The 26447-nt window shown below is 68.6% G+C and carries 26 protein-coding genes; 19 read left to right on the forward strand and 7 right to left on the reverse strand.

The features are described 5' to 3' along the window. The first annotated feature begins 69 nt into the window (after nt 1-69). From AC3WLF_RS05025 to AC3WLF_RS05045, 5 genes are all read left to right on the forward strand, one after another. Nucleotides 70-1368, forward strand: coding sequence for an MFS transporter (locus tag AC3WLF_RS05025; RefSeq protein ID WP_492357906.1), 1299 nt, complete (start codon nt 70-72; stop codon nt 1366-1368). 619 nt (nt 1369-1987) lie between these two features. Next, the gene (locus AC3WLF_RS05030; RefSeq protein ID WP_492317541.1) at nt 1988-3298 is read left to right on the forward strand and encodes a dicarboxylate/amino acid:cation symporter; all 1311 of its coding nucleotides are present in this window, start codon (nt 1988-1990) and stop codon (nt 3296-3298) included. A 166-nt stretch (nt 3299-3464) separates the two neighbouring features. Continuing rightward, nucleotides 3465-5414, forward strand: a complete 1950-nt coding sequence (locus AC3WLF_RS05035; protein WP_492357907.1) for a sensor histidine kinase — start codon at nt 3465-3467, stop codon at nt 5412-5414. Continuing rightward, nucleotides 5404-6723 carry a sigma-54-dependent transcriptional regulator gene (locus AC3WLF_RS05040; protein ID WP_010813064.1) on the forward strand — a complete coding sequence of 440 codons (1320 nt, stop codon included), beginning with the start codon at nt 5404-5406 and terminating at the stop codon, nt 6721-6723. Before AC3WLF_RS05035 ends, AC3WLF_RS05040 begins: the two co-directional genes overlap by 11 nt. Nucleotides 6724-7204: 481 nt before the next feature. Beyond that, nucleotides 7205-7801 (forward strand): helix-turn-helix domain-containing protein, encoded by a 597-nt coding sequence (locus tag AC3WLF_RS05045; RefSeq protein WP_492317545.1) that lies wholly within the window; start codon nt 7205-7207, stop codon nt 7799-7801. Nucleotides 7802-7847: 46 nt separating this feature from the next. Here the strand turns inward: AC3WLF_RS05045 and ocd are convergent, their stop codons facing one another. Both ocd and AC3WLF_RS05055 read right to left on the reverse strand, forming a co-directional pair. Continuing rightward, entirely contained in the window at nt 7848-8933 is a 1086-nt protein-coding gene (gene ocd / locus AC3WLF_RS05050) for an ornithine cyclodeaminase (RefSeq protein ID WP_492317546.1), read from the reverse strand. Nucleotides 8934-8955: 22 nt separating this feature from the next. Beyond that, a complete protein-coding gene (locus AC3WLF_RS05055; RefSeq protein WP_492317547.1) occupies nt 8956-9834 on the reverse strand; it encodes a dimethylarginine dimethylaminohydrolase family protein in 879 nt (292 codons plus the stop codon). Nucleotides 9835-9999: 165 nt separating this feature from the next. On the opposite strand from AC3WLF_RS05055, the gene AC3WLF_RS05060 reads away from it, so the two are divergent. The 7 genes from AC3WLF_RS05060 to AC3WLF_RS05090 all read left to right on the forward strand — a co-directional run bounded on the left by AC3WLF_RS05060 (nt 10000) and on the right by AC3WLF_RS05090 (nt 17150). Then, entirely contained in the window at nt 10000-10419 is a 420-nt protein-coding gene (locus AC3WLF_RS05060) for an Lrp/AsnC family transcriptional regulator (RefSeq protein ID WP_010813068.1), read from the forward strand. Nucleotides 10420-10596: 177 nt separating this feature from the next. Continuing rightward, nucleotides 10597-11736: an HPP family protein gene (locus AC3WLF_RS05065; protein WP_492317548.1), complete on the forward strand. Its 1140-nt coding sequence runs from the start codon at nt 10597-10599 to the stop codon at nt 11734-11736. Nucleotides 11737-12310: 574 nt separating this feature from the next. After that, complete coding sequence (locus tag AC3WLF_RS05070) at nt 12311-13468, forward strand: AI-2E family transporter (protein ID WP_010811543.1); 1158 nt, start codon at nt 12311-12313, stop codon at nt 13466-13468. After that, nucleotides 13468-14157 (forward strand): paraquat-inducible protein A, encoded by a 690-nt coding sequence (locus tag AC3WLF_RS05075; RefSeq protein ID WP_492357908.1) that lies wholly within the window; start codon nt 13468-13470, stop codon nt 14155-14157. Before AC3WLF_RS05070 ends, AC3WLF_RS05075 begins: the two co-directional genes overlap by 1 nt. Next, nucleotides 14154-14906 carry a paraquat-inducible protein A gene (locus AC3WLF_RS05080; protein ID WP_492356812.1) on the forward strand — a complete coding sequence of 251 codons (753 nt, stop codon included), beginning with the start codon at nt 14154-14156 and terminating at the stop codon, nt 14904-14906. The genes AC3WLF_RS05075 and AC3WLF_RS05080 overlap by 4 nt, the downstream gene beginning before the upstream one ends. Further along, nucleotides 14893-16548 carry a PqiB family protein gene (locus AC3WLF_RS05085; RefSeq protein WP_492356813.1) on the forward strand — a complete coding sequence of 552 codons (1656 nt, stop codon included), beginning with the start codon at nt 14893-14895 and terminating at the stop codon, nt 16546-16548. Before AC3WLF_RS05080 ends, AC3WLF_RS05085 begins: the two co-directional genes overlap by 14 nt. Next, nucleotides 16545-17150, forward strand: a complete 606-nt coding sequence (locus tag AC3WLF_RS05090; RefSeq protein ID WP_492357909.1) for a PqiC family protein — start codon at nt 16545-16547, stop codon at nt 17148-17150. The genes AC3WLF_RS05085 and AC3WLF_RS05090 overlap by 4 nt, the downstream gene beginning before the upstream one ends. Here the strand turns inward: AC3WLF_RS05090 and AC3WLF_RS05095 are convergent. After that, a complete protein-coding gene (locus tag AC3WLF_RS05095; RefSeq protein WP_492317553.1) occupies nt 17147-17707 on the reverse strand; it encodes a nucleoside 2-deoxyribosyltransferase in 561 nt (186 codons plus the stop codon). The two genes, AC3WLF_RS05090 and AC3WLF_RS05095, sit on opposite strands and share 4 nt — an antisense overlap. Nucleotides 17708-17884: 177 nt before the next feature. On the opposite strand from AC3WLF_RS05095, the gene AC3WLF_RS05100 reads away from it, so the two are divergent. The 5 genes from AC3WLF_RS05100 to AC3WLF_RS05120 all read left to right on the forward strand — a co-directional run bounded on the left by AC3WLF_RS05100 (nt 17885) and on the right by AC3WLF_RS05120 (nt 21541). After that, on the forward strand, nt 17885-18826 hold the full coding sequence (locus AC3WLF_RS05100) for a 2-hydroxyacid dehydrogenase (protein ID WP_492317554.1): 942 nt from the start codon (nt 17885-17887) through the stop codon (nt 18824-18826). Nucleotides 18827-18897: 71 nt separating this feature from the next. Then, the gene (locus AC3WLF_RS05105; RefSeq protein WP_013955718.1) at nt 18898-19092 is read left to right on the forward strand and encodes a DUF1059 domain-containing protein; all 195 of its coding nucleotides are present in this window, start codon (nt 18898-18900) and stop codon (nt 19090-19092) included. A 210-nt stretch (nt 19093-19302) separates the two neighbouring features. Next, on the forward strand, nt 19303-20076 hold the full coding sequence (gene modA / locus AC3WLF_RS05110; protein WP_492317555.1) for a molybdate ABC transporter substrate-binding protein: 774 nt from the start codon (nt 19303-19305) through the stop codon (nt 20074-20076). 18 nt (nt 20077-20094) lie between these two features. Next, nucleotides 20095-20805, forward strand: coding sequence for a molybdate ABC transporter permease subunit (gene modB, locus AC3WLF_RS05115; protein WP_492317556.1), 711 nt, complete (start codon nt 20095-20097; stop codon nt 20803-20805). Nucleotides 20806-20818: 13 nt separating this feature from the next. After that, complete coding sequence (locus AC3WLF_RS05120; RefSeq protein ID WP_492317557.1) at nt 20819-21541, forward strand: ATP-binding cassette domain-containing protein; 723 nt, start codon at nt 20819-20821, stop codon at nt 21539-21541. Here the strand turns inward: AC3WLF_RS05120 and AC3WLF_RS05125 are convergent. The 4 genes from AC3WLF_RS05125 to AC3WLF_RS05140 all read right to left on the reverse strand — a co-directional run bounded on the left by AC3WLF_RS05125 (nt 21511) and on the right by AC3WLF_RS05140 (nt 24159). Then, a complete protein-coding gene (locus AC3WLF_RS05125) occupies nt 21511-22050 on the reverse strand; it encodes a class IV adenylate cyclase (RefSeq protein ID WP_492317558.1) in 540 nt (179 codons plus the stop codon). The two genes, AC3WLF_RS05120 and AC3WLF_RS05125, sit on opposite strands and share 31 nt — an antisense overlap. A gap of 18 nt (nt 22051-22068) precedes the next feature. Beyond that, a complete protein-coding gene (locus AC3WLF_RS05130; protein ID WP_013955713.1) occupies nt 22069-22668 on the reverse strand; it encodes a LysE/ArgO family amino acid transporter in 600 nt (199 codons plus the stop codon). Nucleotides 22669-22764: 96 nt separating this feature from the next. Next, nucleotides 22765-23559 (reverse strand): TOBE domain-containing protein, encoded by a 795-nt coding sequence (locus tag AC3WLF_RS05135; RefSeq protein ID WP_492317559.1) that lies wholly within the window; start codon nt 23557-23559, stop codon nt 22765-22767. Nucleotides 23560-23643: 84 nt separating this feature from the next. Further along, nucleotides 23644-24159 (reverse strand): hypothetical protein, encoded by a 516-nt coding sequence (locus AC3WLF_RS05140; RefSeq protein WP_492357910.1) that lies wholly within the window; start codon nt 24157-24159, stop codon nt 23644-23646. Between the two features lie 41 nt (nt 24160-24200). On the opposite strand from AC3WLF_RS05140, the gene AC3WLF_RS05145 reads away from it, so the two are divergent. Beyond that, nucleotides 24201-25163: a phosphate acetyltransferase gene (locus AC3WLF_RS05145; protein ID WP_492352268.1), complete on the forward strand. Its 963-nt coding sequence runs from the start codon at nt 24201-24203 to the stop codon at nt 25161-25163. 47 nt (nt 25164-25210) lie between these two features. Continuing rightward, nucleotides 25211-26446, forward strand: coding sequence for an acetate/propionate family kinase (locus AC3WLF_RS05150; RefSeq protein ID WP_492317561.1), 1236 nt, complete (start codon nt 25211-25213; stop codon nt 26444-26446). Nucleotide 26447 lies beyond the last annotated feature (1 nt).

Here is a 26447-nt window from a genome sequence, read left to right on the forward strand (position 1 = left end):
AAGAGCCGTTTTGCCGCCGGGCCGCCGCGTGCGCCCCGGCCGGCGCCTTATCGTTTTACGGAGACACCCATGTCCATCGACACCACCGCCGGCGTGGCGGTCGCTGCGCCCCAGGCGCAACTGTCACGCACGCGCGCCATTGCCGCCATCACCATCGGCAATGGCCTGGAGTTCTACGATTTCGTCGTTTACAGCTTCTTTGCCACGCTGATCGGCCGGCTCTACTTCCCGGTCGACAACCCTACCGGGCAACTGCTGATGTCGTTCGCCACCTTTGGCGTCGGCTTCCTGATGCGCCCGCTGGGCGGCCTGCTGATCGGCATGTACGCCGACCGCGCCGGGCGCAAGCCGGCGGTGGCGCTGACCTTGTGGCTGATGGGGCTGAGCTCGCTGATCTTCGTGGTGACGCCGCCGTACGCGCAGATCGGCATCCTCGCGCCGGTGCTGGTGGTGGTGGCGCGGCTGGTGCAGGGCTTTGCCATCGGCGGCGAAATGGGCGCATCGACCGCGCTGCTGCTGGAATACGCAGATGACCGCACGCGCGGCTTCTATACCGCGTGGCAGCCGTTCAGCCAGGGGCTGGCGGCGCTGCTGGGCGCGATCACCGGGCTGGTGCTGAGCAACGTGCTGGCGCCGGCGGACCTTGAAGCGTGGGGCTGGCGCCTCGCCTTCCTGATCGGCATCCTGGTGATTCCCGTCGGCCTCATCATCCGCCGCCGGCTGGAAGAAACCGCCGCGCCCGCGCGCCACGGCGAGCACGCCGCGCAATGGCCGCTGCTGCGCCGCCATGGCCGCGAGATCATCGCCAGCATCCTGCTGATGATCGGCCTGGCCTCTTCGACCTATATCGTCGTGTACTACCTCAGCAACTACGCGGTCAGCGTGCTGAAGATGCCGCTGTCGCTGGGCATCTGGGCCGCGTGCGTGGCGGCGCTGGTGCAGGTGGTGCTGTCGCCGTTCGCGGGCTGGCTGGCTGACCGCATCGGCCGCAAGACCGTGGTGCTGTGGTCGCGCGTGGCGCTGCTGGCGCTGGTCTACCCGGCCTTCGTGCTGATCAACGCCGAGCCGTCGCTGACGCGCCTGCTGGTGGTGGTGGGCTGCCTGTCGGTGCCGATGTCGATGACCGCGCCGGCCTCGATGGTGCTGGTCAGCGAGGTGCTGCCGCAGCGGCTGCGCGCCACCGGGCTGTCGATCGCGTATTGCGTGGCGATCGCGATCTTCGGCGGCTTTGCGCAGTATTTTTCGACCCGGCTGATCCAGGTCACCGGTGACGCCAATGCGCCCGCGCTGTATGTGATCGGCTGTGGCCTGGTATCGCTGATCGGCCTGGCAATGGTGCCGGAAACGCTGGGACGGCGGCTGAAATGAGTTCCCCGGCGCCTGCAAAGGGTGCACCAATGCCGCCCGAGCTAGCCTGAGCAAGGTGTTCTCCCTCTCCCCTCATGGGTAGAGGGCCGGGGTGAGGGGTGGTTTAGCCAGGAACCACATCAAGCAAGGCCCTCGGTTTTTTCCAGCCCTGTGACGCCGGCAAACGCCCCATCCTCCCCGCTGCCAGGCACCCCAAAACCCGGGTTAACACCTAGAACGCCGTTCGGATTCCCGAACGGCGTTTTCGCATGCCGGTCCGGATTCCCGAATCGTGCGCCGGAATCACATCTTTTTCTCCTTTGTATTCAACAAGTTGCACAACTCCTGCAGCCCTTTCGGGCTGGCACGGCGCGTGCAATATAGGCCGCCGCTTACAGCGCCAGACGGGTATGCCGGCACGCCGCCCGGCGTCCCGGCCGATGCCAAAAACAAAGGAGGACACACATGACCGACCCCGCCTTGCCCACCCCCTTCGCCACCCCGGCGAACCCACGGCACCTGTTGCCGCGCTGAACCACGACAAGGCCGGCCCGGCGCCCCGACATCGCCGCCCAGCCTTCCCGCAATACACAGACGCCCGTCCCTGCCACAGGAGACGGACGCACAGGCCTGATCCACGATGAAACTGAATCGACTGCCCACCCTGATCTTCATTGCGATGCTGCTCGGCGTGCTGGTCGGCACCGCCGCGCACAACATGGCGCCGGACGCCGCCACCGCCAAATCGATTGCGGACCACCTGTCCATCCTGACCGACGTATTCCTGCGGATGATCAAGATGATCATCGGCCCGCTGGTGTTCGCCACGCTGGTGGCCGGCATCGCCAGCATGGGCGATGGCCGCGCCGTGGGCCGCATCGGCCTGAAGGCGATGATGTGGTTCATTGGCGCCTCGATCACCTCGCTGCTGCTGGGGCTGGTGATGGCCAACCTGCTGGAACCCGGCCACGGCATGAACCTGCCGCTGCCGCCGGCTGACGCGGCCTCGAACCTGAAGACCGGCGCGCTGAACCTGCGCGACTTCATCGCCCACATGTTCCCCAAGAGCTTTGTCGAGGCGATGGCGCACAACGAAATCCTGCAGATCGTGGTGTTCTCGCTGTTCTTCGGCTTTGCGCTGGGCACGGTCAAGGACGGCGTGGGCAAGCCCGTGCTGCAAGGCATCGAAGGCCTCGCCACGGTGATGCTGAAGGTCACCAACTACGTGATGGCGTTTGCCCCGGTGGGCGTGTTCGGCGCGATCGCGGCGGTGATCACCGCGCAGGGCCTGGGCGTGCTGGTCGTGTACGCGAAGCTGATTGGCAGCCTGTACCTGGCGCTGGCGCTGCTGTGGGTGGCGCTGATCGCCGGCGGCTACTTCTTCCTGGGCCGTGACGTGTTCCGCCTGCTCAAGCAGATGCGCGCGCCGCTGATGATCGGCTTCGCCACCGCCAGCAGCGAATCGGCCTACCCGAAGGTGATCGACCAGCTGACCCGTTTCGGCGTCAAGGAGCGCATCACCAACTTCGTGCTGCCGCTGGGCTACTCGTTCAACCTGGACGGCTCGATCATGTACACCTCGTTTGCCGCGCTGTTCGTGGCGCAGGTGTATGGCATCGAGCTGTCGCTGACCCAGCAGATCACCATGCTGCTGGTCCTGCTTGTCACCAGCAAGGGCATCGCCGGCGTGCCGCGCGCCTCGCTGGTGGTGGTCGCCGCCGTGCTGCCGATGTTCGGCCTGCCGGAGGCCGGCATCCTGCTGGTGCTGGGCATCGACCACGTACTCGACATGGGTCGCACCGTGACCAATGTGCTCGGCAATGCAATTGCCACCGCCGTCGTCGCCAAAAGCGAAGGCGCCATCGGCGCGCCGGTACCGTCCGAGGAGGATGAACCCGCCGCGGATACCACCACCGGCCTGGCACCTGCCCAGGTCCTCGCGGGCAAGTAATACCGTCCGCCAGGCGTGCCAGGGCCCGGTTGCCGATACGGCAACCGGGCCTTTTTGCATTCTGGCGCGGCACTGCCCCCCTGGTGTGGTAAAAGTAGGCACCCGCGCCAGCCCCTGCCCGTCTTGCCCGCGCGGCGGCTTTGCCACCTGCCTCACCCAACACCTGATGACCGGTCCGCTACACCCTCCCGGCGATACCACCCGCGCCACCGCACCTGCGTCCGCCGCACCCACCGGCTCGCGCCTGCCCCACGGCCTGCGCGGCCTTGCGCCGCTGCTCGCGCTGCTGGCGCTGGCCATGCTGGTGGGCCTGGCGGGCTCGCTCGGCTACCGCTACAGCTACGACACCGCGCTGGCGCGACAGGCCGAACGCGGCCAGGTGCAGTTGCGGCTGTACACGCAGGCACTGGAAAGCGAGCTGGCCCACTACGACTACGTGCCCGGCCTGCTGTCGCTGGACGAGCGCATCGCCGCGCTGCTGCTGCGCCCGGACGACGCCGCCCGCGCGGCACGCGCCAATGACTACCTGAGCGCCCTCAATACGCGCGCCGGCACGCGCGTGATCTATGTGCTGGATGCGCACGGCAAGGTGCTGGCCAGCAGCAACTGGCAGCGCCCGGACAGCTACCTGGGCGAAGCGCTGAGTTTCCGCCCTTACTTCCAGGCGGCCATGGACGGCCAGCTGGGCCGCTTCTACGGCGTGGGCACCACCCGCAGCGAATCGGGCTACTACCTGTCGGCGCCGCTGGGCGAGCGCGACAACCCGGTCGGCGTGGCGGTGGTCAAGATCGGCCTGGAGCCGCTGGAGAACCGCTGGCAGGGCGCGGACAGCCAGATGCTGCTGACCGACGAGAACGGCGTGGTGATCCTGGCCTCGGACCCGTCGTGGAAGCTGGCCGCGCTGCGCCCCCTGTCACCCGAGGCGCGCGAGCGCCTGACGCGCAGCCTGCAGTACAACCGCGCCCCGCTGCCGCAACTGCCGCTGACCCTGGTGCGCAAGCTGAGCAACGGCAACGGCAGCAGCAGCGACGAACTGGTGCGACTGCGCAGCGGCCCGCCGATGCTGGCGCAGCATGCCGCGCTGCCCGGCACCGACTGGCAGCTGACGCTGCTGACCAATACCTCGCAGGCACGCGTGGCCGCGCTCAACACGGCGGCGCTGGCCGGCGTGCTGAGCGCCTTCGTGCTGCTGCTGGGGGCGGCGTGGAACGTGCGCCGGCGCATCGTCAACGAGCGCCTGGCGGCGCGCGCCGCGCTGGAGGCGGCAAACAGCGAGCTGGAGCGCAAGGTGGCCGATCGCACCGCCGACCTGTCCACCTCCAACCAGCGCCTGCAGGCCGAGGTGGCCGAACGCATCCGTGCCGAGACCGTGCTGCGCCAGGCCCAGGACGGGCTGCTGCAGGCAGGCAAGCTGGCCGCCGTGGGCCAGATGTCGACCGGCATCGCGCATGAGCTGAACCAGCCGCTGGCGGCGCTGCGCACCATCTCAGGCAATACCGGCAAGTTCCTCGAGCGCGGCGACTACGCCACCGTGCGCGCCAACCTCGACACCATCATCGGGCTGGTCGAGCGCATGGGCCGCATCACCGGCGCGCTCAAGTCGTTTGCACGCAAGTCCGGCAACGGCCGCCGCCAGGCCAGGCTGGCCGAAGCGGTGGACAACGCATTGTTCCTGCTGCAGACGCGAGTGGACGCGGTCCAACCGGCGCTGCAGCGCGATATCGATCCAACGCTGGCAGTGGTGTGCGATCCCAACCGCCTGGAACAGGTGCTGGTGAACCTGCTCGGCAACGCGCTCGATGCCGTTGCCGGCCAGTCCGCGCCACGCATTGCGCTGCATGCGCACGTGGCGGGCGCCATGGTCCACCTGACCGTGCGCGACAACGGCGCCGGCTTGTCCGAGGAAGCCTTCGCACGGCTGTTCGAGCCCTTCTTCACCACCAAGCCCGCCGGGCAAGGGCTGGGGCTCGGCCTCACGCTGTCGGCCGGCATCCTCAATGAAAACGGCGGTAGCCTGTCCGCCGCCAACCACCCGGACGGCGGCGCCTGCTTCACGCTGGTGCTGCCGCTGGCGGCGCACGACGCCAACCCACAGGACGCAAAGCATGCCGGCTGACCTGACCGTACTGATCGTCGAGGACGATGCCGACGTGCGCCTGGGCTGCGAGCAGGCGCTGCGCCTGGAGGGCATTGCCACGCGCGGCGTGGGCAGCGCCGAGGCCGCGCTGCGCGAGGCCGGGCCGGGCTATGCCGGCGTGGTCGTCAGCGACATTCGCCTGCCGGGCCAGGACGGCATGGCGCTGCTCGCGCAACTGCGCGAGCGCGACCCGGCCCTGCCGGTGATCATGATCACCGGCCACGGCGACGTGGGGCTGGCGGTGCAGGCGATGAAGCAAGGCGCCTACGACTTCCTGGAAAAGCCGTTCTCGCCCGAGCAGCTGGTGGACGCCACGCGCCGCGCGCTGGAGCAACGCCGGCTTGCGCTGGAAGTGTCAGAACTGCGAGAACGGCTGGCGGGCCGCCAGAAGCTGGAAGCCCACCTGATCGGCCATTCGCCCACGGTCGAGCGGCTGCGCCGCCTGATCGCCGACCTGGCCGGCACCGACGCCAATGTGCTGATCCACGGCGAGACCGGCACCGGCAAGGAACTGGTGGCGCGTTGCCTGCATGAGGCCAGCCAGCGCCACGCGCGCAACTTTGTTGCCATCAACTGCGGCGGCCTGCCAGAGCAGCTGTTCGAGAGCGAGATCTTCGGCCATGAAGCCGGCTCGTTCACCGGTGCCGCGCGCCGCCGCATCGGCAAGATCGAGCACGCCGAAGGCGGCACGCTGTTTCTCGACGAGATCGAGAGCATGCCGATGCCGCTGCAGATCAAGCTGCTGCGGGTGCTGCAGGAACGCGTGGTGGAACGGCTTGGCTCCAACCAGCCGGTGCCGGTCAACACGCGCGTGGTGGCCGCCACCAAGGCCGACCTGCGCGCGCTCTCCGATGCCGGCCAGTTCCGCGCCGACCTGTACTACCGCCTGAACGTGATCACGCTGGAGTTGCCGCCGCTGCGCGAGCGGCGCGAAGACGTGCCGGCTTTGTTCGAGCATTTCGTCGCGCAGGCCGCGTTGCGCTTCAACCGCGAGGCTGTGCCCGCGACCCCGGCCGAGCTGGCCGCGCTGGTAGCCTACCCATGGCCCGGCAATGTGCGCGAGCTGCGCAACCTGGCCGAGCGCCATGTGCTGGGGCTGGGCTGCAACCCCGGCCACGGCACCACCGCGCCAGAAGCCCTGCCGCTGGCGCAGGCAGTCGAGCAATTCGAGCGCGCACTGATTGCCGATGCCATGCGCCGCCACGACGGCAACCTGAGCCGCGCCAGCGAAGCCCTGGGCGTGGCGAAGACCACGCTGTTCGACAAGGTGCGCAAGTACGGGCTTTGAAGCGTGGCCGGTGAATCGGGGACAGTCGCGCCGGCCATGCCGCGCAATCTGTCATGTCACGACAGAACTCTGAAGCGCCCGCTGTATTCAGCGGATGCTTCAGACGCTGCGTCGAATCCCGGGGAACCACCTGCGCAGGACAATGTCTGCGTTACTGTCGTGTCTGCCTGCAAGCACCAATGTGCGTTAAACAACCAATACGCGATGGATTTATGTTTTTTCTTACAGATGGATTGGCGTTTGCGGCATATTATTGGCTTCCAGCAGATCCGAGTCTGAGATCTTCAATACGTCCAGAAAGTCGCTGATCGGCTGGAAATGAAAGAAACAACAAATTTATAAAGAAAGCCGTCCGGCCGGCGGGGGAGCGGGCCAGGACACAGGGTCAGTCAACCATTGGCAGTGACAAGCGCGCGGCGCATGTGCCTGGCGCCGCGGGCGCCGTCCCGGCGCGACTGCCTTCAGGACCACGGGTGATGGGATGAAACTGGATCCGGCACTGGCTGAAAAGCCTTATTACAGCACGCGTACAGCGGCAAAACTGCTTAACGTCTCTCTGGGCACCGTCCAGAAGATGGTCGAGCGCGGCGAACTTGGCGCCTGGAAGACCAACGGCGGCCATCGGCGCATCCACAAGGAAACCGTGCACCGCCTGCTGGCGACGCGCATCGGGCCGGAATCGGCGTCGCCGCACGGCCTGGACCTGGTGGTGTTCCACCCCAACCACCAGGAAGCGCAGCGCATCCACGGCCAGCTTGCCAAATGGGGGCTGCCGCTCAAGAGCGTGGTGGTCGACGATGTGCTGGACACCGTCATCACCTCGGTCAGCGAGCATCCGCGCGTGGTGCTGTACTACGTCGACGAACTGAACGACGCCGAGTCGGCCACCATCGAGAAGCTGCAGAATTTCTTTGCCAGCCAGCACGTGATCTTTGCCGTGATCACCAACCGCCAGGCCTATGAAGGCGTGGCCGATGCCCTGCAGCACTGGGGCATCATGGTGTTCCTGAAGACGCCGTCACTGGAAGAGGTCAAGGGCTTCCTGCGCGCCCAGCTGATGATGGGCCGCGCCGCCTGAGCACGGCTGCACCGGGGCCATGCCGGCCCCGGCATCGCCTGCAGCCTCAGGCCACTGCCGCCTGCCGGGGCGTTGCCAGCCCGGCTTCGTCGCCGTCGGCCTGCGCCATCATCCAGCCGTACAGGTTGCGCGGATCCGGCGGCATCGCCACCAGCTCAACCGCCCTGCCCGCCCGGTGCGCCTGCGCTGCGGCGTAGAGCCAGCGCAGCGCGGCGTAGTCTTCCAGCGCAAACCCGACCGAATCGAACACGGTCACCTCGTCCGCCGCCGCGCGGCCGGGCGCGTGGCCGGCCAGCACCTGCCACAGCTCGGTCACCGGCGCGTCGGGCGGCAACTGCTGGATCTCGCCTTCGATGCGCGTCTGGTCTTCGTACTCCACCACGATGCGCGCGCGGCGCAGGATATCGGGGTGCAGTTCAGTCTTGCCGGGGCAGTCGCCGCCCACCGCATTCAGGTGCATGCCGGGCCGCACCATTTCCGGCGCGAGGATGGTGGCGCGAGTCTTGTCGGCGGTGACCGTGGAGACAATGTCCGCCCCGGCCAGCGCGGCCTCGATCGATTCGGCACGCCGGATCGAAAGTCCGGGTACGCCACCAAGGTTGCGCATCAGCCGTGTGGTGGCGGCGGGATCGATGTCATAGGCGGCGATCTCGCGCACGCCCAGCATCGCCTGGAAGGCCAGCACCTGGAACTCGGCCTGCGCGCCGTTGCCGATCAGCGCCATGGTCGCCGCACCGGGCGGCGCCATGGCGCGCGCCGCCAGCGCCGACGTGGCCGCGGTGCGCAGCGCCGTGGCCAGCGTCAGGTCGGCCAGCATCAGCGGGAAGCCGGTTTCCACTTCGGCCAGCAAGCCACAGGCCATCACCGTCGGCATGCCATGCTGCGCATTGCGCGGATGGCCGTTCACATACTTGAACGCATACTGGATGCCGTCGCTGACCGGCATCAGCTCGATCACGCCACGCGCGGAATGGCTCGCCAGCCGTGCGGACTTGTCGAAGTCGTGCCAGCGCAGGAAGGCCTGCCGGACCTGCCCGGCCAGGTCGACGATGGCGGCCTGCGGGCCGATCAAGGCCACCAGCCGGGCGACGTCCGTGGCATCGAGAAACAATGATCGGGCGGTGTTCTTCATGACCCTCTCCTTGATGGTCTGCTCAGGCCGCCGCCGCGGCCACGCCACGCCCGCTGCGGCGATCCAGGCGCAGCGTCATGCAATAGGCGCCGCCGCCGGACAGCATGAAGGGCGACAGGTCGACCTCATGCAGCTGGTAGCCGCGCCGGCCCAGCTCGGTGCGCAGGTGCGGCGTGGTGCGGGTCATCACCACCTGGTCGTCGAGATTGACGGCATTGACGCTGAAGTGGCGCAGGTCGTCGGCGCTGGCCTCGATGCGCAGCCGCGCCGGCACGCGCGCGCGCAGCTCGCGCAACGCCGCTTCGCTGAAGGCTGGCGGGTAGTACAGCACCTCGCCGCCGGAAAGCGGGCAGAAGCAGACGTCCAGGTGGTAGCTCTGCTCGGTGGCCAGCTCCAGCGCCACCACGTCCTTGCCGAAGTAGTTCGACACCGCCACGGCCGCCTCATGCGACGAGCGCGGACCGAACCCGGCCCAGAAGTGGCCGCGGCCGGCATCCCAGATGCAGTCGCCCGCGCCTTCCTGGAAGCAGCCCTCGGGCAGCAGCGCGACTTCGTCGAGCAGGCCGCGTTCGCGCAGCTTGCCGAAGATGTCGGCGAACGGCGCTTCTTCACCACGGCGTTGCGGGTAACGGAATCGCGCCAGCAGCGCGCGGCCATCGAGCACCACCGCGGCGTTGGCCGGGAACACCATGTCGGGCAGCCCCGGTGCGCCGGGGGCCACCTCGACCGCAAAGCCGGCCCGGCCCAGCGCCTCGCGCAGCGCGTCGAACGACTGCATCGCGCTGCGGTGCATGCCACGCGGGTCGCGCGCCCAGGCAGCCGGGTCCATCCACGGATTGATGCTGTACGACACATCGTAGAAGGTCGGCTCGACCAGCAGGATCGTGGGGGAGTGGGTCACGGGGGCTCCTTTTTTGATGGCAGGTTTCGGGAAATCAATCGGTCGATTGAATTCTCGGGCAAGCTGGTGTTAACTAATAGCCAGCAACTTGCGCAATTTGCGCGAGGCATTTATCAAAATGTCAGCCTACGCTGGCGCTTTGAAAAGACTGTTTGCCCACCCCACATGGATGCCACCGACCACCAGCTGATTTCCCTCCTGCGCGACAACGCGCGCATGCCGGTCACGGCGCTGGCGCAGGCGCTGCGCGTGTCGCGCGCGACCGTGCAGAACCGCATCGACAAACTGGAACAGGAAGGGGTGATCGTTGGCTACACGGTGCGCCTGCGGCCCGAGGCCGAAGCACACCGGATCCGCGCCTGGATGACGATTGCCGTGGAAGGCAACAAGGCCCGCACCGTGCTGCAGGCGCTGCGCGGCGAGCCCAATGTGCAGGCCCTGCATACCACCAACGGCCGCTGGGACATCATTGCCGAACTGCGCGCCGACACACTGGAAGCGTTCGACCGCGCGCTGGACAGGATCCGGCTGATCGACGGCATCAGCGCCACCGAGACCAGCATCCTGCTGTCGACCTACAAGTAAAGGGACCCGCCCAGGTCCCGGCGCTACCCCACCGGCAGGGGCGCCACGCCCGGCGCCGCCATGCGCTTGTGCGGTGCATCACGCCCCACGATTGGGATGCATTGCACCAAAGGCGGCCAAATATATCACCCCGTGATATATTACGCGCACCATTCCAAAGCGCCCCCCGTCACAAGAATGCCAACCGCCCCCGCTGTCTCTGCCCTGGCGCAGAATGCCCGTGCATGGCTGCGCACATTCGTTCCGCTACCCGTTGCCGCCAGCCGCAAGGAGCGCCTCAAAAGTTGCCTGGGCGCCCTGCTGGGCCTGCTCTGCACTGAATGGATCAGCCACCAGACCCTGGGCGGCTTCAACCCCTGGTTTGTCGCGCCGATGGGGGCCTGCGCGGTGCTGCTGTTCGCGGTGCCGTCATCGCCGCTGGCACAGCCCTGGTCAGTGATTGGCGGCAACCTGATTGCCGCGGTGGTCGGCGTGGCGTGCGCGCGCTGGATCCCGGACCCTGGCCTGGCCGCAGCGGTCGCCGTGGCCGTCTCCATCGCCCTGATGTTCCAGTTCCACTGCGTGCACCCACCCAGCGGCGCGGTGGCCATCACCGCCGTATTCGGCGGGCCGGCGGTCAGTGCGCTGGGCTTCGGCTTCGTTGCCGTGCCCGTGCTGTTCAATTCGATGCTGCTGCTGATGATGGCGCTGGCCTTCAACAACCTGTCGCGGCGGCGCTACCCGCACCGCCCGCCCGAGCCGGCCATGCAGCACGGGACCAAGGACGTGCCGCCATCCCAGCGCGTGGGCGTCACCCGCGCCGACCTCGATGCCGCGCTGAAGGTGCGCGGCGAATTTCTGGATATCGAAGAAGACGACCTCGAACAGATCCTGGTGGCCGCGCAGTTGCGCGCCTACCGGCGCCACTTCGGCAACGTGCTGTGCGGCGAGATCATGTCGCGCGACGTAGTCATGGTGACCGCGGACCAGCCTGCGCATGAGGCCGGGCACCTGCTGTCGCGGCACCGTATCAAGGCCCTGCCGGTGGTGGACGCCACCCGGCGGCTGGTGGGCATCATCACCCAAAGCGATTTTTTTGCGGCGCAGCGTGATACCGGTGCGCGGCGGCTGGCTGGTACCGTGCGGGACCTGATGACACGCGCCGTCGTCACCGCCCGACCCGAGCAGCCGATGGTGGAGTTGGCCCAGGCGTTCTCGGATGGCGGCCTGCACCACGCGCCAGTGATCGACGACCACCGGCGCGTGGTGGGGATGGTGACGCAGTCCGATCTGGTGGCTGCACTGCTCAAGAGCGGGGTGATGGCGGTGCCGGATTGAGAGTACGCATCAACGCGTTCGGCTGCGCTACGCACAAGCGCCCAGTGCGCGACGGCGCATTTTGGACCCGCGCAGCAGCCGTAGGCGTCCCCGCGATGCGGCTGGCAGCAGGCGGCCTACGCCCTGCATGGGGATCGTTCAATAGTGGGTTAACGCAGGCACTGTCCCTGACTCACATGGCGTAGCAGGGTCGAACGGGCAACCACGCCCAAACGGCAAGCACCACCGCTCGAACCACCAACACCGTGGAATTGATTGCCAGCCGCACAGGCGACGCGTTTTTTGGTTACTTTTTGTCGCTCGGACAAAAAGTGACTCGCCGGCTACGCCGGCGAAACAGCCACGCCGACCAAGCGCCACATACCGACCGCTAGCAAAAAGCCCAAGCACCCACCCGCTATCCACCGTCACAAACCTATGGCACTGTGCCCCCCACGAGGGGAACACGCCGCACGCAGCGGCCCACCGCCATAGTGACGACTAACCCACCGCCCCCCTTCCGCATCGCCCCACCCAACGTAAGCTATATTTACGCCGTTCCCGTCACACCGGCGGGACCAAGGGAGATCCATCCATGAGTTCCGGCCAGTTAATTGAGAAAATCGCAGCCGTCTTCGCACTGATCGTGCTGATCGGCGGCTCGCTGCTGGTGCTCGCGCCGTTCACCACCGCGCTGCTGTGGGGCGCGATCCTGGCCTTCAGCTCATGGTACCCGTATACGGTGCTGTCGCGCTGGCTGGGCAACCGGCGCAGCCTGGCAGCGTTGATCTGCGTGCTGCTGGCCACGGTGGTGGTGCTGGGTCCGTTCGTCTATGCCGGCGCCAGCTTCTCGGCTCACCTGGACGAACTGTCCGCGCTGGTTGACCGCTATAGGGAACACGGCATCCCGCAGCTGCCGGCCTGGCTGAGCAGCCTGCCCTATGTCGGCTCCTACCTGCAGAACTCCTGGAACAGCGTCATCAATGCCGATTCCGAGATGGTCGCCAACCTGCGCAAGCTGATCGCCCCGGTTGGCCACATGCTGCTGGGCGCCGGGCTGTCGATCGGCGCCGGGCTGGGCCAGCTGGCGCTGTCGATCATCCTGGCGTTCTTCTTCTACACCGGCGGCGAGCTTGCCATTGCCTGGTTGCGCGCGGGCATGCACCGCATCGCCGGCGAGCGCGCCGACCACCTGCTGGAGCTGGCCGGCAGCACCGTCAAGGGCGTGGTCTACGGCGTGCTGGGCACGGCCTTCATCCAGGCCGTGCTGGCCGGCATCGGCCTGTGGATCGCGGGCGTGCCGGGCGCGGCGATCCTTGGCTTCGTGACCTTCTTCCTGTCGGTGATCCCGGTCGGCCCGCCGCTGGTGTGGCTGCCGGCCGCGCTGTGGCTGTACCACACCGGCGCCACCGGCTGGGCCATCTTCCTGGTGGTATGGGGCGTGGGCGTGGTCAGCATGGCTGACAACATCGTCAAGCCGCTGCTGATCAGCAAGGGCACCGGCATGCCGCTGATCTGGATCATGCTGGGCGTGCTCGGCGGCGCGCTCGCGTTCGGCTTCCTGGGCGTGTTCATCGGCCCGACGCTGCTGGCAGTGGCCTATGCGCTGCTGCGCGACTGGACCATCGGCTCGCAGGCAGAGGTAAAGCAAGACCTGAAGCAGAGCGAGGCACTGGCGGCCGCGCCACCGGCGCCGGCCGTGGTCGACAACCCCGACGTCCCGCCGGCCACGACCGGCAAGCACCCCGGCTGATGGCAGGACACGACGCGCCCGGCGCGCCCGCCACCCCCGACCTCTCGCCGGCCGCGCTGCACCGGCTGGTGGCATGCGAATACTGTGACGCGGTCTACGAACGCACGCCGATCTCGCCCGGCGAGCGCGCGCTGTGCCTGCGCTGCGGCGGCCAGCTCTACCGCGAAAGCCGCCGCCAGTATCAACGGCTGCTGCCGCTGGTGATCACCGCGCTGATCCTGTTCCTGGTCTCAAACGCCTACCCGATCGTCGAGATGGACCTGCAGGGGGTCCGCACCCAGACCACGCTGCTGGGCGCCGTGCAGGCCCTGTACACCGACAAGATGGGGCTGGTGGCGGCACTGGTGTTCGCCACCACCATCCTTTTTCCTCTGTCCGAGATGCTGATGATGGCCTATCTGCTGGTGCCGATGGCGCAGCACCGCATGCCCGCCGGCTTCGACCGCATCGTGCGCGGCATCCGCCAGACCCGGCCCTGGGGCATGATCGAAGTCTTCATGATCGGCGTGCTGGTCACGCTGGTGAAGCTGTCCAGCATGGCGCGCGTGCTGCCCGGCATCGCGCTGTGGTCGTTCGCGGCGCTGGTGATCGTGCTGGCGGCGATGTTGTCGTTCGATCCGCGCGACCTCTGGCGCCATCTGGAAACACCCGATGACAACGCCGCGGCTGCGGGCGAGGAAGGCCGATGACGGACCAGCCGCAACCGCCGTCGCAGCGTCCCCGCCAGCCAGGCGGCCGCCTGGCCCGCCCGCGCCAGCTGGCGCGCGAGGTGGTGGCCGAGCTCACCGACGACGACGAGCGCAGTCCGCTGCCGCAGGTCCCGACCGCCAGCCGGCTGGGCCTGCTGTCGTGCCATGCCTGCGACCTGGTCAGCCCGCGCACACTGGAGGGCGAGCCCTGCCCGCGCTGCGGCGCCACCCTGCACCATCGCAAGCCCGACAGCCTGGCGCGCACCTGGGCTTTCCTGCTGGCCGCCTTTATCCTCTATATTCCGGCCAACGTGCTGCCGGTAATGGTGACGCAGTCCATCCTCGGCACGCAGCAGGACACCATCCTGTCCGGCGTGATCTACCTGTGGCTGTCCGGCTCGCACATGCTGGCCGGGCTGGTGCTGATCGCCAGCATCATCGTGCCGCTGCTGAAGATGGTGATCCTCACCTTCCTGCTGCTGTCCGTGCATTTCCGCTCGACCTGGCGGATCCGGCAGCAGACCCGGCTGTACGGGCTGGTGGAGGTGATCGGCCGCTGGTCGATGCTCGATATTTTCGTGGTGGCGCTGCTGGCCTCGCTGGTGCGGGCCGGGGCGCTGGCCACCATCATCCCAGGCGGCGGCGCCATGGCCTTCGGCGCGGTCGTGGTCATGACCATGCTGGCCTCGCTCAGCTTCGATCCGCGCCTGCTGTGGGATTCGCTGGAAGACAACAATGCCCGACACTGACAACCAAGCCTCCACGCCCTCGGCTTCGCCCCCGCCGGCACCACCGGGCCTGCCGCGGCCCGAACGACGGCGCCGCGCGCGCTGGCTGCCCTCGCTGGTCTGGCTGATCCCGATCGTCGCCGCGGTGGTCGGCATCTCGCTGCTGGTGCATACGCTGACCTCGCGCGGGCCGGAGATTACGGTCACCTTCCGCACGGCCGAGGGCCTGACGCCCGGCAAGACGGCGGTACGCTACAAGGACGTCGACATCGGGCTGGTCAAGTCGGTGCGGCTGGCACGCGACCGCTCGCACGTGGTGGCGTCGATCGACCTGACCAAGGACGCCGAGAACTTCGCCGTGGCCGACACCCGCTTCTGGGTGGTGCGCCCGCGCTTTGCGGCCAGCGGCGTGTCCGGGCTGGAGACGCTGCTGTCGGGCGCCTATATCGGCGTGGACGCGGGCAAGTCGAATGAATCCGCGCGCGACTTCAAGGGGCTGGAAGTGCCGCCGGTGGTGACCACCGATGCCTCCGGCAAGCAGTTCGTGCTGCGCGCCTCCGAGCTGGGCTCGCTCGATATCGGCTCGCCGGTCTACTACCGGCGCGTGCTGGTGGGCCAGGTGGTGGCTTACCAGCTCGACCCCAACGGGCGCGACCTCACGCTGCGCGTGTTCGTCAACAAACCCTATGACAAGCTGGTCACCGCGGACACGCGCTTCTGGCATGCCAGTGGCGTGGACCTGAAGCTCGATGCGGGCGGGCTCAAGCTGTCGACCCAGTCGCTGGTGACAGTGCTGCTGGGCGGTGTCGCCTTCCAGGCGCCGGACCACACCACTGCCACCGACGCCGCGTCCGAGAACACGCAGTTCCTGCTGGCCAACGACCAGGCCGAGGCGATGAAGGAGCCGGAAGAACTGGCGCCCACGCTGGCGGTGCTGAATTTCGACCAGTCCGTGCGCGGGCTCTCGCCGGGTGCACCGGTGGACTTCCGCGGCGTGATCGTGGGCCAGGTGCGTTCGATCGGCATCGAGTACCAGCGCGACAAGAGAGCATTCCGCATGCCCGTGGTGGTGGAGCTGTACCCGTCGCGCATGGGCTTCCGCGAACGCGATGTCGAAGACCGCGAGCGCGCGCGCAAGATCATCCAGGGGCTGCTGCAGCGTGGCATGCGCGCGCAGCTGCGCACCGGCAACCTGCTCACCGGCCAGCTCTACGTGGCGCTCGACTTCTTCCCGAAGGCGCCGCCGGCCAAGGTCGACCTGGACGCGCCGATCCCGGAATTCGCCACCACGCCTGGCACCTTCGACCAGCTGCAGGCGCAGGTGGGCGATATCGTCAACCGCATCGACAAGGTGCCGTTCGACCAGATCGGCCAGGACCTGCGCACCACGGTGGCCAGCCTGAACAAGACGCTGGCGACCGCCGACAAGCTGGTGCAGCAGCTCAACGGCGACGTCGCGCCGCAGGTGCTGGCCGCGCTGCAGGACGCGCGCAAGACCCTGACCGCGGCCAACGGCACGCTGGCCTCGGACGCGCCGCTGCAGCAGGACACGCGCCGCATGCTGCAGGAGCTGACGCGCACCGCCACGTCGCTGCGCACGCTGACCGATTACCTCGAACGCCACCCAGAAGCGCTGCTGCGCGGCAAGCCGGAGCAAGAATGATGAAGCGCCTTTCTATCACCAGCCTCCTCGCCGGCGCGCTGGCCGCGGCCGTGCTGGCCGGGTGCGCCTCGCCCGAGCCGCGCTACTACACGCTGGCGCAGGGCGCGGCCGCGCCGCTGCCGGCCACGACGACGCCGGCATCGACCAACACGCTATGGCTGGAAGTCGCGCCGGTGCGCGTGCCGGAGCGGCTCAACCGCCCGCAACTGGTGGTGCGCGATGGCGGCGATGCCGGCCTGCGCCTGCTGGACCTGGCGCGCTGGTCCGCGCCGCTGCCTGAGGAGCTGCGCGACGCGCTGTCGCAACGCCTGCAGGCCACGCTGGGCGCGGTCGACACCTACCAGCAGGGGATGTCCGACGTGCAGCCGCTGTACCGGATCACCACGGAAGTGCTGCGCCTGGATGCCGACGTGGGCCAGCGTGCCGGCGCCACCATCAACTGGACCGTGCGGCGGCTGCCTGACGGCAAGGTGGTCAGCGGCCGCACCCAGGCAGAGCTGCCGGCGCCCGGCGCGGTCGATGGCGTCGTGGCGGCGTACCGCGAGATCGTCGCCACCACGGCGGCCGATATCGCGGCCGGGGTGCAGTCGCTGCAGCGCTAGTCGTCGCCCCACGCGGCCGCGTCGCGCTCGCGGCGCGCGGCCGCTTCAGCGGCGCGCCGGTGAATCGCCTCGGCCATCGCCGCCAGGCACTCGGCCGCCCCACCCTGCACCAGCTTCGCCGCACACGCCAGCATCAGGTTCTTGCCCAGCCCGAAATCCTCCACCACGAAGCCGCGCGTATCCAGCGGCGCGCCATCCTCGTCGGTGGCCACGGTGACGCGCTCGCGCAGCGTGCCCGCATCCGCGCTGTAGGCCCAGACCGGCTTCTGCAGCGCCACCGCAAAGCCCACCTCGAACGCGGTGCCGGAATCCGGCTCGCCCGGTCCGCGGAAATCGTCGAGGTTGGCCATCACCATGTCGGCGCGCCGCAGCAGCGCAAGATTGGCGTCATAGATCCAGCGCGCGGTGTCGGCGCCCGACAGGCCATCGGGCGCGGATTTGTCGAGTGGATACAGGCCGCTGAAGCCGTGCGCCGCGCACAGCGCCTTGAGGTGCTCGCCCCAGGCGCGCGCATCCTTGCGAAAGACGTCGAAGCCAGCCAGGTAGATGGTTTTCATGGCACGTGAAGTGGGGCAACAGGGATCAGGATCGCAGCATAACCCGCCGCCCGCGGGCGCGATACCACCTGCCTGCACGAACATCGCACAACTTGCGCGCGCACGCTTTGCCTGCTCCCTGCGCATGGGGGGCCCTTGCGCTACCATTGCCCGTCCCCTCCTTGCATCCCGCATCCCATGCCTGCTCCCCAGATCCTCCAGGTCGGCCCGCTCGCGCCGCAGACCAATGCCACCCTGCAGCAACAGTACGGCGCCGCGGCGCTGTGGCAGCAGGCCGATCCGATCGCGTGGGCGCGCAGCGAGGCCCAGCAGGTGCGCGTGGTGGTGACCTCGGCGCGCCACGGCTGCAGCGCGGCGCTGATCGATGCGCTGCCGCGCCTGGAAGCCATCGTCAGCTTCGGCGTGGGCTATGACGCGATCGCGCTGGATGCGGCCCGCGCGCGCGGCATCCAGGTCAGCAACACGCCCGACGTGCTCAACGACTGCGTTGCCGACCTGGCCTTCGGGCTGCTGCTGGACGCGGCGCGCGGCATCGCCCATGGCGACCGCTTCGTGCGCGCCGGGCGCTGGCCGCAGGGCGGCTTCCCGCTGACCACGCGCGTGTCGGGCAAGAAGCTCGGCATCCTCGGGCTGGGCCGCATCGGCGAGATCGTGGCGCGCCGCGCGCAGGGCTTCGACATGGAGATCGCCTACAACAACCGCAGCCCGCGCGAGGGCGCGCTGTGGCGCTTCGAGCCTGACCTGAAGGCGCTGGCGACGTGGGCCGACTTCCTGGTGGTGGCCACCGTCGGCGGGCCGTCGACGGCCGGGCTGGTATCGCGCGAGGTCATCGACGCCCTCGGGCCCAGGGGCATCCTGGTCAATGTGTCGCGCGGCAGCGTGATCGACGAGGCGGCAATGGTCGAGGCTCTGGTTGACGGGCGCCTGGGCGGCGCCGGCCTGGATGTGTTCCAGGACGAGCCCAACGTGCCGCCCGCGCTGCTGGCACTGGACAATGTCGTGCTGGCGCCGCACATGGCCAGCGGCACGCATGAAACGCGCGCCGCCATGACCGCGCTGACGCTGCAGAACCTGGATGCATTCCTGGCTGATGGCAGGGTGCTGACGCCAGTGCTGTAGACGGCTACCGCCGTGCCTATACTGGATGCACCGGCTCCAGCCCACTCTGCGGGCCGGCGTCAGGAGGCATCATGGCACGCAAGTTTATCGATTGCCGCGAGTTCCCGAGCGACACCCACTGCACGGTGGCAATGAGCGCCGACAGCGAAGACGAACTGCTCGAAGCCGCGGTCCAGCACGCGGTAGCGGTGCACCAGCATCAGGACACCCCTGAGTTGCGCACCCAGTTGAAGTCATTGTTCAAGGAAGGCATGCCGCCGGCGTGAAACCGGCACGGCTGGCGCCCGGGGGCGCCGGCTCCCACCCCTGGCCTCATTCGCAGTAGCTGATAAAGCACTTTAGCCACATCGAATACCCATGACCGCCGTCATGGCGCATCATTGACGCAGCGCTATATACAGACGTATATTGCGCATGACAGTCCACCCGCACGGGCCTTGCCGCACACGCCGGCCGGCCGATTCCCGAGGATTCCGATGTTTGCCCTTCGTTCCTGCCGCCGCGGGTTCCTGCTGGCCGCTTCCGTCGCCACGCTGGCGCTGGCCGCGCCGCCTGCCTTTGCCACCGACCTGGTGGTGTCCGCGGCATCCAGCCTGACCAATGCCTTCAAGTCGCTGGCCGAGTCGTTCGAGCGCGCCCATCCCGGCACGCACGTGGTGCTGAACTTCGGCGCGTCCGACGTGCTGATGCAGCAGATCATCAAGGGCGCGCCGGCCGACGTGTTTGCCTCGGCCGACCAGGAGGCAATGAACAAGGCCGAGGCCGAGAAGGTGATCGCGCCGGCCTCGCGCCGCAACTTCGCCGCCAACCAGGTGGTGCTGATCGTGCCCGCGGACAGCAAGCTGGCCATCGCCTCGCTGCAGGACCTGACCCGCCCGGAAGTCAAGCGCATCGCCTACGGCAACCCGGCCTCGGTGCCGGTGGGCCGCTACACCCGCGGCGCGCTGGAAGCGGCCGGGTTGTGGGACGCCGTGGCCGCCAAGGGCGTGCCGGCGCAGAACGTGCGCCAGAGCCTGGACTACGTCGCGCGCGGCGAGGTCGAGGCCGGCTTCGTCTTTGCCACCGACGCCGCGGTGATGCCGGACAAGGTCAAGGTGGCAGTGCGCGTGCCAAGCCGCACGCCGGTGACCTACCCCATCGCCATCACCGGCCAGACGCGCCAGCAGAAGGAAGCGGCGCAGTTCGTCGACTACGTCGCCTCGCCGGAAGGCCAGGCCATCCTGTCGCGTTTCGGCTTCCAGAAGCCCTGACGGAGCGTTGCGCGCACCATGGACGCCGTCTGGGTACCGCTGCTGCTGTCGCTGAAGGTGGCCGGCTGGGCCACCGCGCTGAATGCCGTGCTCGGCGTCGGCGCGGCCTGGGCGCTGGCGCGCTGGCGCTCCCCGCTGCGCGACGTGGTCGATGCGGTGCTGACGCTGCCGCTGGTGCTGCCGCCCACGGTGCTCGGCTATTACCTGCTGGTGCTGGTCGGGCGCCGTGGCGTCTTCGGCGAGTGGCTGGCGCGCCTGGGCATCGAACTGGTCTTCACCTGGCAGGGCGCGGTGCTGGCCTCCACCATCGTCGCCTTCCCGCTGGTGCTCAAGTCCGCGCGCGCCGCCTTTGAAGGCGTGGACCATCAACTGGAAAACGCCGCCCGCGTGCTGGGCGTGCCCGAAGCCGGCATCTTCTTCCGTGTCACGCTGCCGCTGGCCGCGCGCGGCATCATCGCCGGCGTGCTGCTGGCCTTTGCCCGCGCGCTGGGCGAATTCGGCGCCACGCTGATGATCGCCGGCAACCTGCCCGGACGCACGCAGACGCTGTCAGTCGCCATCTATGAGGCGGTGCAGGCCGGCGACGACAACACCGCCAACCTGCTGGTGCTGGTGACCTCCGTCACCTGCGTGCTGCTGCTGGTGGTCGCCGGGCGCCTGGTGCCCGCCGCGGCGCGCAAGCCCGCTGAACTCTATGAACGCCGGCGCCTGCGCCCGCGCATCCGCTAAGCCGGGACCCGCCATGAGCATGCACGTCAGCATCCGCAAGCAGATGGTCTCGGCCGACCGCCACTTTGCACTGGATATCGATTTCGATTCGGCCAGCCGGCGCATTGCGCTGTTCGGGCCCTCGGGCGCCGGCAAGAGCCTGACGCTGCGCGCCATCGCCGGCCTGCTGGCACCGGACAGCGGCCGCATCGTGCTGAACGGCCGCACGCTGTTCGATGCCGACGCCGGCATCGACGTGCGCCCGCAAGAGCGCCGCGTGGCCTACCTGTTCCAGGAATATGCGCTGTTCCCGCACCTGACCGTGGGCCAGAACATCGGCTTCGGCCTGTCGCGCGGCTGGCGCAACCCGCGCCGTGGCGCCGTGCATCCGGAAGCGCAGCGCTGGATCGATGCCTTCGGCCTGGCCGACATCGTCGGCAACTACCCGGCGGAGATCTCCGGCGGCCAGAAGCAGCGCGTGGCACTGGCGCGCGCGCTGGTGGCGCAGCCCGACATCGTCTTGCTGGATGAACCCTTCTCCGCGCTCGACCCCGCGCTGCGCGCGCGCATGCGCGCTGAGTTGCGCACGCTGCAGGCCAGCCTGGATGTGCCGATGCTGGTGATCTCGCACGATCCCGCCGATGTCGAGGCGCTGGGCGACCACGTGCTGGAAATCCGCGAGGGCCGCATCTTCGGCAGCGGCACCAGCCGCCACCATCCACCGGTCTACGCGCCGGTATCGGCGCGCGTGGCCTGAGCCGCGCGCAGCAGGTCGACATAGGCGCCTTCAATCAGGCTCGACGCGGGAATGCCCAGCCGCGCCAGCAATGCGTGGGCTTCGGCCACGCCGTTCTCCAGGCGCTCGTCTTCGGCCAGCACCACTTCCAATTCCAGGAAATCGCCAAGGTCCTCGACCCGGTCCAGGTGCACGCGCGTGCGGCCAGCCAGGTACAGCGTGCGCAGCTTGCGCACCCGCCCGCCTTCGCCATGCGCCGCGGCCAGCGCGGCGCGCAGGGTTTCCGGCGATTGCGTCGGCGACAGGATGTAGAAGCTCTCCTTCGGCCCCGCCTCGTCGGCACGCGCATAGAAGATCAGCTCGCCGCGGTCGGGCGCGAACTCGCGCAGCTTGAGCCGGCCGTTGGCACAGGGGAAGAAGGTATCGTCCTGGCGGATGTATTCGGGACCGCTGTCGGCCAGCGCTGCCGCATGCGGCAGCACGGCTTCGATACTGTCAATGCGAGCCTTGATCTCGACGTTTCTTGGCATGTGTCTGTCTCCTTTTAATCAGCCCAGCAGCAGCCGCGCGGCAATCACCCACATGGTGATGCCGATCACCACTTCCAGCACCTGCCACGCGCGCGGCCGTGCAAACACCGGCCGCAGCAGCGCCGCGCCATAGCCCAGCGAAAAGAAGAACAGGAACGACGCGGTCATGGCACCCGCGGCAAACTCGCGCGCATTCCCTGCGAACTGCGTCGACACCGAGCCGATCAGCATCACCGTATCGAGATACACATGCGGATTGAGCCAGGTGAACGCCAGGCATACCGCCAGCGTCGCGCCCAGCGGCCGCGGCGCGGCGTCGCTGGGATCCAGCACCGCATTCGAGCGCCACGCGGCCAGGAAGCTGCGCGCGCCATACCAGATCAGGAAAGCCGCGCCGCCGTAGCGCATCGCCGCACCCAGCCAGGGCAGCTCGCGGATCATCACGGCAAAGCCGGAAACGCCCAGCAGGATCAGCAGCGCATCGGAAAGTGCGCACACCAGGCAGACCCAGAACACATGCTCGCGCCGCAACCCTTGTCGCAGCACGAAAGCATTCTGGGAACCGATGGCAAGAATCAGGGAAAGACCGAGGGAGAAGCCGGCCAGGGCGGCGTGCATTGGATATGGAACGGCTGTTTTTTTGGGTGGCTATTATTGCACGCCGGGGGCAGCCGCCATGCCCGCCCACCTTCCCATTCCTGCCGCAGGACTACCTCACGCCACTACACCCAGGATCACGCTTGACGCCTTGAACACCGCCAGCGCAGCCACCCCCACCTGCAGCCCCAGCGCTTCCACACTGCCATTGGTCACGATCGCCGCAACCGTACCGCCGCCGTCGAGCTCGATCACCACCTCGGCGTTCACCGCGCCAGGCATCACGCGCGACACCACGCCCGGCAGCTGGTTGCGCGCCGACAGCCGCATCCCCGGATCGGGCAGCCCCACCAGCACCGACGATGCCTTGATCAGCGCAAACGCCTCCGCGCCCTCGGCCAGCGCCAGCGTTTCGACACTTTCATGCGTGATGGTGGCCACGATCTGCTGCCCGCCGGGCAGTTCCAGCACGACCTCGTCATTGACCGCGCCGCCGCGCACGCTGGCCACGCGCCCGAACAGCTTGTTGCGTGCACTGGTCTTGATCATCATTCGCCTCATCAGGTGGATATCGTCGGCCGCCCCTTCGCCCAGGAGCGACAGCTGCGCGACAAAGCGCTGGTGTTCATCTTCCAGCGCACGATAGGTGCGGATCAGTTGCTCGCCGCGCGCGGTCAGGTGCGTGCCGCCGCCGCCCTTGCCGCCGGCGGCGCGCACCACCAGCGGCTCGCCCGCGCTGTTGTTCATGGCATCGATGGCGTCCCACGCGGCCTTGTAGCTGATGCCGACCGCGCGCGCGGCCGCGGTGATCGAGCCGTGTTCGCCGATGGCGGCGAGCAGCGCGATGCGGTCCTTGCCGCCCCAGTCTTGCGAGCCGGAGCGGAACCAGATGGCTCCCTGGAGTTCAAGCATGGATGTCGGGTGCCGGTGGCCGGCACCGCAATGGAGTCATAGACGCGGCTATGGTAATCCGAATTGCGGATCGGTCCGGCGCACTCAGTCCTGGTGCGCGGCCTCATCCCCCTCGGCTGAGTCGGCAACCTCGCGCGGATGACCCGTCCCCATCACGTCGGCGACTTCCCGATAACGCCCCAGCCGCTCGCCTGCCAGCGGGCCCCCGACCGTCATCACGCGATGCACCGCCACCATCAGCTTGCGGCGGGTCTCGCGGTCCGGCACCAGTGCCGGCAGTGCCCGGATCGCGCGCTGCGGATCCAGCCTGACGATAAAGCTCTGCTGGCGCACCGCGGTCTTGAACGCAGCCAGGTCGGCCTGGCCGCCGGATTGCCCGGTGGCTTGCTGCTGTTCGCGCGCGATGCGGCGCAGCAGGTTGAACGGCCGCTCCTCGATGGCGCTGGGGCGGCGCGCCGCGCGGTCATCGACTGGAAAGACTCGTCGCCTATACTGGCGCAGGGCGCTTTGCGCATTGCAGCAATCGCGCACCCGCGCGCGGCCGGCGCCAGGCTCGACGCAATGACGCGGGCCGGGTACCCTAGCCGCTCCCTCGCTCACGGAACATCGTCATGACCGCTGCCTCGCCTGCCACGTCCGCCATGTCCGAACTTGCCGCGCCCGCCGCAGACGCGCCGGACAAATACGCCACACTGCTGGCGCGCTGCGCGGGGCTGCCGCCCATCCCCACCGCGGTGGCGCATCCGTGCGACGCCGCCTCGCTGGGCGGCGCGCTGCAAGCGGCGGAACTGGGCCTGATCGTGCCGATCCTGGTGGGCCCTGCCGCGCGCATCCGGCAGGTGGCGGCAGAGCACGGCATGGCGCTGGGCAACACCATCGTCATCGACACGGCGCACAGCCACGACTCGGCCGAACGCGCGGTCGAAGCCGTGCGCGCCGGCGACGCCGAGCTGCTGATGAAGGGCAGCCTGCACACCGACGAGCTGCTGCACGCGGTCACTGCCACGGCCAGCGGGCTGCGCACCGGGCGGCGCCTGTCGCATGTGTTCGCAATGGACGTGCCGCGCTACCACAAGCCGCTGTTCATCACCGATGCGGCGGTCAACATCTTCCCCACGCTCAACGAGAAGGCAGATATCTGCCGCAATGCCATCGACCTGGTGCGCATGCTGGGCATCGAGCAGCCCAAGGTGGCGATCCTGTCGGCAGTGGAAACCGTCACCGACAAGATCCCCTCCACCATCGACGCCGCGGCGCTGTGCACCATGGCACGGCGCGGCCAGATCACCGGCGGCATGCTGGACGGCCCGCTCGCCTTCGACAACGCCATCAGCCGCGAGGCCGCCATCACCAAGGGCATCGACTCGGACGTGGCCGGCGACCCCGACATCCTGCTGGTGCCGGACCTGGAAGCGGGCAATATGCTGGCCAAGCAGCTGACCTTCCTGGCCGGCGCCGAAGCCGCCGGCATCGTGCTGGGCGCGCGCGTGCCCATCATCCTCACCAGCCGGGCCGACAGCGTGCGCGCGCGCATCGGCAGCTGCGCCATTGCCGTGCTGCTGGCCCATGCGCGCCGCAGCGCCGCAGCCGCGGCGCAGGTCTGAGCCGTGCCCGTGCAGCCCTTGCGCAACCACTTGGGAGTCCCTCCAGCGTGACCGCCATCCATCCCGCCGTGCATCCCGTCATCCTCGTTGTCAACGCCGGCTCGTCCAGCGTCAAGGTCTCGGTCTACGCCGTGCCCGACGCCGCGCATGGCAATGCCGACATCAACCCGGTGCTGAGCGCGCACGGCCAGATCGAGGGCATCGGCGTGGCGCCGCGCCTGACCGCGCGCATGGCCGACGGGCGCGTGGTCGCCGACGAGACCTTCCCGCAGGCCCAGGTGGCCGACCACGACGCCGCCTTCCGCCTGGTGCGGCTGGTACTGAGCGTGGGCCTGCGCGACAACCCGCCGGTGGCGATCGGCCATCGCGTCGTACATGGCGGCGCCGACTATGCGCAGGCCGTGCGCATCGACGACGAGGTGATCGCAAAGCTGGAGGCACTGGTGCCGCTGGCACCGCTGCACCAGCCGCACAACCTGACTGCCATCCGCGCGGTGCGCGAAGCCGTGCCGGACCTGCTGCAGGTGGCCTGCTTCGACACCGCCTTCCATGCCGGCCACGACGTGCTGGCGCAGCTGATGGCGCTGCCCTACGCGTACTACGAGCGCGGCATCCGGCGCTACGGCTTCCACGGACTGTCGTACGAGTACATCGCGCGCCGGCTGCGCCAGGTCGCGCCCGACCTGGCCGAGGGCCGCGTGATCGTGGCGCACCTGGGCAACGGCGCCAGCCTGTGCGCCATGCGCAACGGCCGCAGCGTGGAAAGCACCATGGGCCTGACCGCGCTCGACGGCCTGCCCATGGGCACGCGCTGCGGCTCGGTCGATCCCGGCGCGCTGCTGTGGCTGGCGCAGCAGGGCATGAAGCCGGCCGAGATCCAGGCGATGCTGTACCAGGAATCCGGGCTGAAGGGACTGTCAGGCGTGAGCAGCGACATGCGCGCGCTGCTGGCCAGCGATGCGCCGCGCGCGCGGCTGGCGCTGGACTTCTACGCCTACCGCGCCGCGCAGGAGATCGGCAAGCTCGCCACCACGCTGGGCGGCCTTGACGCGCTGGTGTTCACCGCGGGCATCGGCGCCAACTCGCCGCCGGTGCGCGCACGCACCTGCGAACACCTGGCGGGCCTGTTCGGCATCGCGCTCGACGGCGGCGCCAACGGCGAGAACAGCCAGCGCATCAGCCGCGACGACAGCCGCGTGCCGGTGCTGGTGCTGCCGACCGATGAAGAAGGGATGATTGCGCTGAACACCGCCCGCATCCTGCGCGGATGCGGGCAGCTCTGAG

Source organism: Cupriavidus sp. FW306-01-F10A, from assembly GCF_058782785.1.

Bases quoted from the DNA above. Each gene is read 5' to 3' on its own strand.
- AC3WLF_RS05025 (WP_492357906.1), top strand. From the start codon at position 70: ATGTCCATCGACACCACCGCCGGCGTGGCGGTCGCTGCGCCCCAGGCG.
- AC3WLF_RS05030 (WP_492317541.1), top strand. From the start codon at position 1,988: ATGAAACTGAATCGACTGCCCACCCTGATCTTCATTGCGATGCTGCTC.
- AC3WLF_RS05035 (WP_492357907.1), top strand. From the start codon at position 3,465: ATGACCGGTCCGCTACACCCTCCCGGCGATACCACCCGCGCCACCGCA.
- AC3WLF_RS05040 (WP_010813064.1), top strand. From the start codon at position 5,404: ATGCCGGCTGACCTGACCGTACTGATCGTCGAGGACGATGCCGACGTG.
- AC3WLF_RS05045 (WP_492317545.1), top strand. From the start codon at position 7,205: ATGAAACTGGATCCGGCACTGGCTGAAAAGCCTTATTACAGCACGCGT.
- ocd (WP_492317546.1), bottom strand. From the start codon at position 8,933: ATGAAGAACACCGCCCGATCATTGTTTCTCGATGCCACGGACGTCGCC.
- AC3WLF_RS05060 (WP_010813068.1), top strand. From the start codon at position 10,000: ATGGATGCCACCGACCACCAGCTGATTTCCCTCCTGCGCGACAACGCG.
- AC3WLF_RS05065 (WP_492317548.1), top strand. From the start codon at position 10,597: ATGCCAACCGCCCCCGCTGTCTCTGCCCTGGCGCAGAATGCCCGTGCA.
- AC3WLF_RS05070 (WP_010811543.1), top strand. From the start codon at position 12,311: ATGAGTTCCGGCCAGTTAATTGAGAAAATCGCAGCCGTCTTCGCACTG.
- AC3WLF_RS05075 (WP_492357908.1), top strand. From the start codon at position 13,468: ATGGCAGGACACGACGCGCCCGGCGCGCCCGCCACCCCCGACCTCTCG.
- AC3WLF_RS05080 (WP_492356812.1), top strand. From the start codon at position 14,154: ATGACGGACCAGCCGCAACCGCCGTCGCAGCGTCCCCGCCAGCCAGGC.
- AC3WLF_RS05085 (WP_492356813.1), top strand. From the start codon at position 14,893: ATGCCCGACACTGACAACCAAGCCTCCACGCCCTCGGCTTCGCCCCCG.
- AC3WLF_RS05090 (WP_492357909.1), top strand. From the start codon at position 16,545: ATGATGAAGCGCCTTTCTATCACCAGCCTCCTCGCCGGCGCGCTGGCC.
- AC3WLF_RS05095 (WP_492317553.1), bottom strand. From the start codon at position 17,707: ATGAAAACCATCTACCTGGCTGGCTTCGACGTCTTTCGCAAGGATGCG.
- AC3WLF_RS05100 (WP_492317554.1), top strand. From the start codon at position 17,885: ATGCCTGCTCCCCAGATCCTCCAGGTCGGCCCGCTCGCGCCGCAGACC.
- AC3WLF_RS05105 (WP_013955718.1), top strand. From the start codon at position 18,898: ATGGCACGCAAGTTTATCGATTGCCGCGAGTTCCCGAGCGACACCCAC.
- modA (WP_492317555.1), top strand. From the start codon at position 19,303: ATGTTTGCCCTTCGTTCCTGCCGCCGCGGGTTCCTGCTGGCCGCTTCC.
- modB (WP_492317556.1), top strand. From the start codon at position 20,095: ATGGACGCCGTCTGGGTACCGCTGCTGCTGTCGCTGAAGGTGGCCGGC.
- AC3WLF_RS05120 (WP_492317557.1), top strand. From the start codon at position 20,819: ATGAGCATGCACGTCAGCATCCGCAAGCAGATGGTCTCGGCCGACCGC.
- AC3WLF_RS05125 (WP_492317558.1), bottom strand. From the start codon at position 22,050: ATGCCAAGAAACGTCGAGATCAAGGCTCGCATTGACAGTATCGAAGCC.
- AC3WLF_RS05130 (WP_013955713.1), bottom strand. From the start codon at position 22,668: ATGCACGCCGCCCTGGCCGGCTTCTCCCTCGGTCTTTCCCTGATTCTT.
- AC3WLF_RS05135 (WP_492317559.1), bottom strand. From the start codon at position 23,559: ATGCTTGAACTCCAGGGAGCCATCTGGTTCCGCTCCGGCTCGCAAGAC.
- AC3WLF_RS05145 (WP_492352268.1), top strand. From the start codon at position 24,201: ATGTCCGAACTTGCCGCGCCCGCCGCAGACGCGCCGGACAAATACGCC.